This window comes from Acidovorax sp. LjRoot204 (assembly GCF_056175785.1).
Genome location: NZ_JBGFFF010000004.1, coordinates 85547 through 92400, shown reverse-complemented (window position 1 = coordinate 92400; position 6854 = coordinate 85547). Strand labels below are relative to the sequence as shown.

Genomic DNA, 6854 nt, shown 5'->3' with positions numbered 1-6854 from the left:
TTTGCAGGCTGCGCTGCATGGCCTGCATCTGGGCGATGCGTTCGCTCAGGTCGTCGATGTGTTGTTGGGCGATGCGCTTTACCTGGCTGCTGGCGCGGCTGCGGTCGTGCCACAGGCCCAGCAGTTCGGCGATTTCTTCCATCGAAAAGCCCAGGTCGCGGCTGCGGCGGATGAAGTGCAGGGCGTGCACGTCGGCCTCGGTGTACTGGCGGTAGCCGCTGTCGGTGCGCGCCACGCCGTTGATGAGGCCCAGCGATTCGTAGTGCCGCACCATGCGCGCCGAGATGCCTGCGCGCTTGGCAGCGACGCCGATGGGCACGGGCCAGGCGATGGGGCGGGGCGCTGTGGCCTTGGCGCGCGTGGTCGGCGCGGCATCGGGGGAATGGGGCATGGTCATGGTGTGGCCCTCTCTGGGTGCGTGGTGGCGCGGCGCTCAGGCCGCGACGGTGTAGCCTTCTTCGGCAATCGCGGCGGCCAGGGCCTCGCGGGGGGCGGTGCTGTCCACGTCCACCTTGCCGCTGGCGCGGTCGATGCGCACCTGGGCGTTGGGATCTACCTGCTGCACGGCCTGGGTGACGGCGCGTTCGCAGTGGCCGCAGGTCATGCCCTGCACTTGGAAAGTCGTGGTGGTGGTTGCCATGGGGTGTCCTTGTTGGGTTTGGAAATGTGGCCGTGGATGCGACCGAAGCGAATGTTGAAGCTTGACATCGTGGCAGAGTCAAACACCGCTCAAGACACTCATGATGTGAGGGTTGATCAATATCAATGCTTGACCTTGCCATCACGTCAAGGATCAGCATCCCGGCCATGAACACCATCACCACCCCCCTCAACACCGCGCCCGGGTCTGTGCACTCGCTGGACCTGGGCATTTCTGGCATGACCTGCGCAAGCTGCGTGGGCCGTGTGGAGCGCGCGCTGCGCAAGGTGCCGGGCGTGCAGGAGGCCTCGGTCAATCTGGCGACCGAGTCTGCGCGCATTGCCTTTGTCACGCAGGTAGGCGCTGACGCCGCGGCCATGGAGGCGGTCCTGCGCCGCGCGGTGCGCAATGCGGGCTACGAGCCGCGTGCGGCGGGGCAGGAGGATGCTCCGGAGGACTTGTCGCCCTGGGCCGGCTTTTTACCCGTGGGTATTGGCCTGCTGCTGTCGGCGCCGCTGGTGCTGCCCATGATCGGTGACCTGTTCGGCCAGCACTGGATGCTGCCCGCCTGGGTGCAGTTTGTGCTGGCCACGCCGGTGCAGTTCATCCTGGGGGCACGGTTTTACAAGGCGGGCTGGCATGCGGCCAAGGTGCTCAGCGGCAACATGGATTTGCTGGTGGCGCTGGGCACCAGTGCGGGCTGGGGCCTGTCGATGTGGCTGTGGCTCACGGCGCCCTCAGACCACCCGGGGCATGTGCCGCATCTGTACTTTGAGGCGTCGGCCGTGGTGGTCACGCTGGTGCTGCTGGGCAAGTGGCTGGAGGCACGCGCCAAGCGCCAGACCACGGCCGCCATCCGTGCGCTGCATGCGCTGCGGCCCGATGTGGTGCATTTGCTCACCAAGCAGGGCGAGGTGGATGTGCCGGTGGCCGAGGTACTGGTGGGCGATCAATTGGTGGTGCGGCCTGGCGAGCGCATCCCCGTCGATGGCACGGTGCACGAGGGCCACACGCAGGTGGACGAATCCATGCTGACCGGTGAGCCCCTGCCGGTGGCGCGCGATGTGGGCGCGGCGCTCACGGGTGGCTCGATCAACGGCGATGGCCGCATCGTGATGGCGGTGACGGCCGTGGGCGCCGAGACGGTGCTGGCCCAGATCATTCGGCTGGTGGAAGACGCGCAGGCCGCCAAGGCGCCCATCCAGCGGCTGGTGGACCAGGTGTCGGCCATTTTTGTGCCGGTGGTGCTGGTGGTGGCGCTGGTGACCCTGGCGGGCTGGCTGGCCATGGGTGCGGGGCTGGAGGCGGCGCTGATCCACGCCGTGGCCGTGATGGTGATTGCCTGCCCCTGTGCGCTGGGGCTGGCCACGCCCGCGGCCATCATGGCGGGCACGGGCGTGGCGGCCAAACACGGCATCCTGATCAAGGACGTGCAGGCGCTGGAGCTGGCGCACAAGGTGGACACGGTGGCCTTTGACAAGACCGGCACGCTGACCGTGGGCCAGCCCCGGCTCACGGCGTTTGAGGTGGTGCCTGGCCTGGATGACAGCGCGGTGATGGCGGCGGTGGCCGCTGTGCAAAGTGGCAGCGAACACCCACTGGCGCGCGCAGTGGTGGCGGCTGCGGGCGAGCGGCAGATCCACGTGGCCACCGCGCAGGACGTGCGCGCCGTGCCCGGGCGTGGCACCGAGGGCGAGGTGGACGGCCAGAGCTACCTGGTGGGCAGCCTGCGCTGGATGCAGGAGCTGGGGGTGGCACTGGGCCCGTTGTCAGACCGCGCGGAGGCGTTGCAGCGCGAAGGCGCCACGGTGTCCGCCGTGGCCCAGCGGGTCACGGAAGGGTTGGCGCTGCGGGCACTGATGGCCTTTGGCGACGAGCCCAAGCCAGGTGCGCGCGAAGCGCTGGCGGCGCTCAAGGCGCGAGGCATTCGCACCGTGATGGTGTCGGGCGACAACCGGGGCGCGGCCGAGGCCATGGCCCGGCGCCTGGGGCTGGACCCGGCCGCAGGCGAGGTGATGGCCGAGGTGCTGCCGGGCGACAAGGCGGCCAAGGTGGCTGCGTTGCAACAGGGCACTGATGGCAAGCACCATCATGTGGCGATGGTGGGCGACGGCGTTAACGATGCCCCCGCGCTGGCGGCGGCCGATGTGGGCATGGCCATGGGCAACGGGACTGATGTGGCCATGCACGCAGCGGGCATCACGCTGATGCGCGGCGACCCGATGCTGGTGGCGGCGGCGCTGGACATTTCGCACCGCACGGTGATGAAGATCCGCCAGAACCTGTTCTGGGCGTTTGCATACAACGTGGCGGGCATTCCGCTGGCGGCGCTGGGTTACCTGAACCCGGTGGTGGCGGGCGCAGCCATGGCGCTGAGTTCGGTCAGCGTGATGGCGAATGCCCTCCTACTCAAGCGGTGGCGCATGTGATAAATACGTACAGCACGGTCATCGATGTCTGGCAAACTGCAACGATTTGTTGCGAATCCGTCGCCTCGGGGGAGGTGCGGCGACCGCATTGGCATAGCTATATCAAGGACGACAGATCATGAATCTCTTCTCGCTCATGCGGCAGTTCACCATACGTTTGCGCATGCTGGGTGCCATTGGCGTGGTGCTGGGCCTGCTGGGGCTGCTGGGGGGCGCGGGCATGCTGGGCATGTTCCGCATCCACAACATGAGCCAGGACTTCATGGACCACTCGTTCGCCGAGGTGGGTTACATGGCCGAGCTGCGGGGCGAAATGGGTGCCATCCGCCAGTTCGAGAAGGACATGATCATTGGCTACGAGAAGCCCGAAGCCGTGAAGGCCGCGCATGCCAAGTGGGTGGAGAGCCAGGACAAGGCCAAGAAGATTGCCAACAAGTTCCTGGAAGGCGAGGAGGACTCTGACAACCCGGTGGTGCGCAACATCGTCAAGCGCCTGGACAGCTACCGCGAGCTGTTTGCGCACGTGGCGCGCCAGCTGGAGGCGGGTGGCTATGACACCGCCACCATTGCCAACCGCATGAGCGGCAAGGCCGTGGCGGAGTTTGCCGAGGCCGACAAGCTGATGGCCGAGCTGGACTCGGTGCTGCGCGCGGAGGTGGCCAAGTCGGTGGCGCAGCAAAGCGAAGTGTCCAACCAGACCAAGTGGCTGTTTGTGCTGGCGGTGCTGATCACCGTGGTGGTGGTGGTGCCCACCACGCTGATGAACATGAACTCCATTTGCAAGCCGCTGGAAGACGCACGCAAGATGGCCCAGGCGATTGCGGGCGGCGACCTGTCGCAGCACATTGCTGCCGAGGGCAAGGACGAAGTGGCCGATTTGCAGCGCGCGCTGCGCGACATGCAGCAGGGCTTGAGTGCGCTGGTGGCGCAGGTGCGCGACGCCAGCGGCAACATCGCCACGGCCAGCCAGGAGATCGCCACGGGCAACCAGGACCTGTCGCAGCGTACCGAGCAGACGGCCAGCAACGCGCAAGAAGCCGTGTCCTCGCTGTCGCAGCTCACGTCCACGGTGCAGCAGACGGCATCGTCGTCGCAGATGGCGAACCAGCTGGCCGCGTCGGCCTCGCAAATGGCCACCCATGGTGGCGGCGTGGTGCAGCAGGCCGTGGCCAGCATGCATGAGATTTCGACATCGAGCCGCAAGATCGGCGACATCATCGGCCTGATCGACTCCATTGCCTTCCAGACCAACATCCTGGCGCTGAACGCTGCGGTGGAAGCCGCCCGTGCAGGCGAGCAGGGCCGGGGCTTTGCCGTGGTGGCCAGCGAGGTGCGCAGCCTGGCGCAGCGCAGCGCAGCGGCGGCCAGCGACATCAAGGGCCTGATCCAGAGCAGCGTGACGGCCGTGGACGGCGGCGTGCGCCATGTGGAAGAAGCCGGCACGGCCATGAAGGACATCGTGAGCAGCGTGCAGCGCGTGGGCGACATCATTGGCGAGATCACAGCGGCTGCGTCCGAGCAGTCGGCTGGCATCGGCCAGGTGAACAGTTCGGTGGGCGAGATCGACCGCATGACGCAGCAGAACGCGGCGCTGGTGGAGGAATCCGCCGCAGCCGCCGAGTCGCTGCGCGAGCAGGCTGCGCGCCTGTCGCACGTGGTGCAGCAGTTCCGCCTGGCCGAATCGGCAGCCGGCTACGGCCACGGCGGTGCGGTGGCCGCACCCTATGCAGGGCAGCAAACCCAGGCGCTGGCAACAGGCGCCGCGCAGGCGCGCCTGACGCACTGACCACACCTGGCCTTTTCTTCCGATGAGCCCCGCAGGCCTGGTCTGCGGGGCTTTTTTGTGGGCAGAGCTGCCCGGCGGTTTATTGACCTGCGTCATGGGCGCACCCGTGCGCGCGTGGCACCCTTGGGGCCTTGTTGAACCTGGGGAGTGCGCCATGCCGTCGATCAGTCTGCGAACCATTCGCGAAGAGCATGCGTCGCTCGCGGCGGTGCTGCACTCGCTGCGCCTGATGCTGGACCAGGGCCCGGGCGACGAGCCCGCCGCGTTCTTTGACGTGATGCGGGCCATGCTGTTCTACATCGACGAGTTTCCCGAGCGCCAGCACCACCCCAAGGAGTCGCAGTGGCTGTTCCCCAGGGTGGCCGAGCGCTCACCCCAGGCGGCCGAGGCCATCGCCCAGCTGGAGCGTGACCATGAGGGCGGCGAGGCCGCCGTGCGCGAACTGCAGCACCTGCTGCTGGGCTGGGAGCTGATGGGCGACGCGCGCCGCGAGGCGTTTGCGCTGGCGCTGGAGCGCTACATCCGCTTTTACCTGGAGCACATGCGCCTGGAAGAAACCGTGGTGCTGCCCGCCGCCCAGGAGACCCTGCAGCCGGGCGACTGGACCGCCATCGACGCGGCCTTTGCCAGTAACACCAACCCGCTGGCCCCGGGCAAGCCGCACGACGCGGCCTATGACCGGCTCTTCACCCGCATCGTCATGCGGGCGCCCAGTCCGATCGGGCTCGGCTCACCCTCCTGAGCGACTGCGCCGCTTGGTGCTGACTGCGGCAGGCGACCGCTGGCTCGTGCAGCGCCAGCTGCAACCGGTGCGGCCCCATGGGGCCGTTCCGGCGCGGTGCAGACTCAGGCGCTGAGCGCCGGGTAGTCCGTGTACCCCTCGGCCCCGCCGCCGTACAGCGTGGCGCGGTTCACCTCGTTGAGCGGTGCGTTGGTTTTCAGGCGCGCCACCAGGTCGGGGTTGGCGATGAAGGGGCGGCCAAAGGCCACGATGTCGGCGCCCTTGGCCAGGGCGGCATCGGCCAGTTCGCGCGTGTAGGCGTTGTTGACCATCCATGCACCCTTGCCGCCCGCTGCGCGGTAGGCGGCCTTGAGGGCGGCGTAGTCGAAGGGGCGGCCTTCCACCTCGCGCGGGCCGCCGGTGGCGCCTTCGATGACGTGGATGTAGGCCAGGCCCAGCGGGCCCAGGTGGCGCACCACGTGGTCGAACAGCGGCTGCGGGTCGGCGTCCACGATGTCGTTGGCGGGCGTGACAGGCGACAGGCGGATGCCGGTGCGGCCGCCGCCGATTTCCTCGACGATGGCGCGGGTCACTTCGAGCAGCAGACGGGCGCGGTTGGCGATGCTGCCGCCGTAGTCGTCGGTGCGCTGGTTGGCACCGGTCTTGAGGAACTGGTCGATCAGGTAGCCGTTGGCCGCGTGGATTTCCACACCGTCAAAACCCGACGCAATGGCATTGCGCGCGGCGTGGCGGTAGTCCTGCACGATGCCGGGGATCTCTTCGGCGTCGAGTGCGCGGGGCATGGAGGTGGGGGTGAAGGTGGGCACGCCGTCCTTGATGAGCACGGTCTTGGTGTTGGCCTGCACGGCCGAGGGTGCGACGGGTGCGGCGTTGCCGGGTTGCAGGTCGGTGTGCGAGACACGGCCCACATGCCACAGCTGCACCACGATCTTGCCGCCGGCATCGTGCACGGCGCGGGTCACCTTCTTCCAGCCGTCCAGCTGCTCGGTGCCGTACAGGCCGGGCACATCGGCATAGCCCTGGGCTTGCGGGCTGATGGCTGTGGCCTCGGAAATGATGAGGCCGGCACTGGCGCGCTGCGCGTAGTAGGTGGCGACCAGGTCGGTGGGGATGGCCTCGGGCGAGCGGTTGCGCGTGAGCGGCGCCATGGCAATGCGGTTGGCCAGCTGAAGGTCGCCTGCGCGGGTGGGTTCAAACAATGAGGTCATGGTGAGGGTGTCCTGAGGGCTGTGTGCAAGAAAAGCAGCCTTTCAGCTT

General features: G+C 67.9%; 6 protein-coding genes. 3 read left to right on the top strand and 3 right to left on the bottom strand.

Features of this window, described 5'->3' with window-relative positions; translation table 11 throughout:
- Positions 1 to 391 (bottom strand): MerR family DNA-binding protein (locus AC04MI_RS01865; RefSeq protein WP_476496951.1); only part of this gene is annotated, 391 nt, incomplete at its 3' end.
- A 42-nt stretch (positions 392 to 433) separates the two neighbouring features.
- Positions 434 to 640 (bottom strand): heavy-metal-associated domain-containing protein, encoded by a 207-nt coding sequence (locus AC04MI_RS01860; RefSeq protein ID WP_056742486.1) that lies wholly within the window; start codon positions 638 to 640, stop codon positions 434 to 436.
- A 167-nt stretch (positions 641 to 807) separates the two neighbouring features.
- Between AC04MI_RS01860 and AC04MI_RS01855 the strand changes: the two genes are divergently transcribed.
- The 3 genes from AC04MI_RS01855 to AC04MI_RS01845 all read left to right on the top strand — a co-directional run bounded on the left by AC04MI_RS01855 (position 808) and on the right by AC04MI_RS01845 (position 5597).
- On the top strand, positions 808 to 3069 hold the full coding sequence (locus tag AC04MI_RS01855) for a heavy metal translocating P-type ATPase (protein ID WP_476496950.1): 2262 nt from the start codon (positions 808 to 810) through the stop codon (positions 3067 to 3069).
- Positions 3070 to 3187: 118 nt separating this feature from the next.
- Positions 3188 to 4855 carry a methyl-accepting chemotaxis protein gene (locus AC04MI_RS01850; RefSeq protein ID WP_444824944.1) on the top strand — a complete coding sequence of 556 codons (1668 nt, stop codon included), beginning with the start codon at positions 3188 to 3190 and terminating at the stop codon, positions 4853 to 4855.
- A gap of 154 nt (positions 4856 to 5009) precedes the next feature.
- A complete protein-coding gene (locus tag AC04MI_RS01845) occupies positions 5010 to 5597 on the top strand; it encodes a hemerythrin domain-containing protein (protein ID WP_476496948.1) in 588 nt (195 codons plus the stop codon).
- Positions 5598 to 5701: 104 nt separating this feature from the next.
- Here the strand turns inward: AC04MI_RS01845 and AC04MI_RS01840 are convergent, their stop codons facing one another.
- Entirely contained in the window at positions 5702 to 6805 is a 1104-nt protein-coding gene (locus AC04MI_RS01840) for an alkene reductase (RefSeq protein WP_476496947.1), read from the bottom strand.
- Positions 6806 to 6854: the final 49 nt, after the last annotated feature.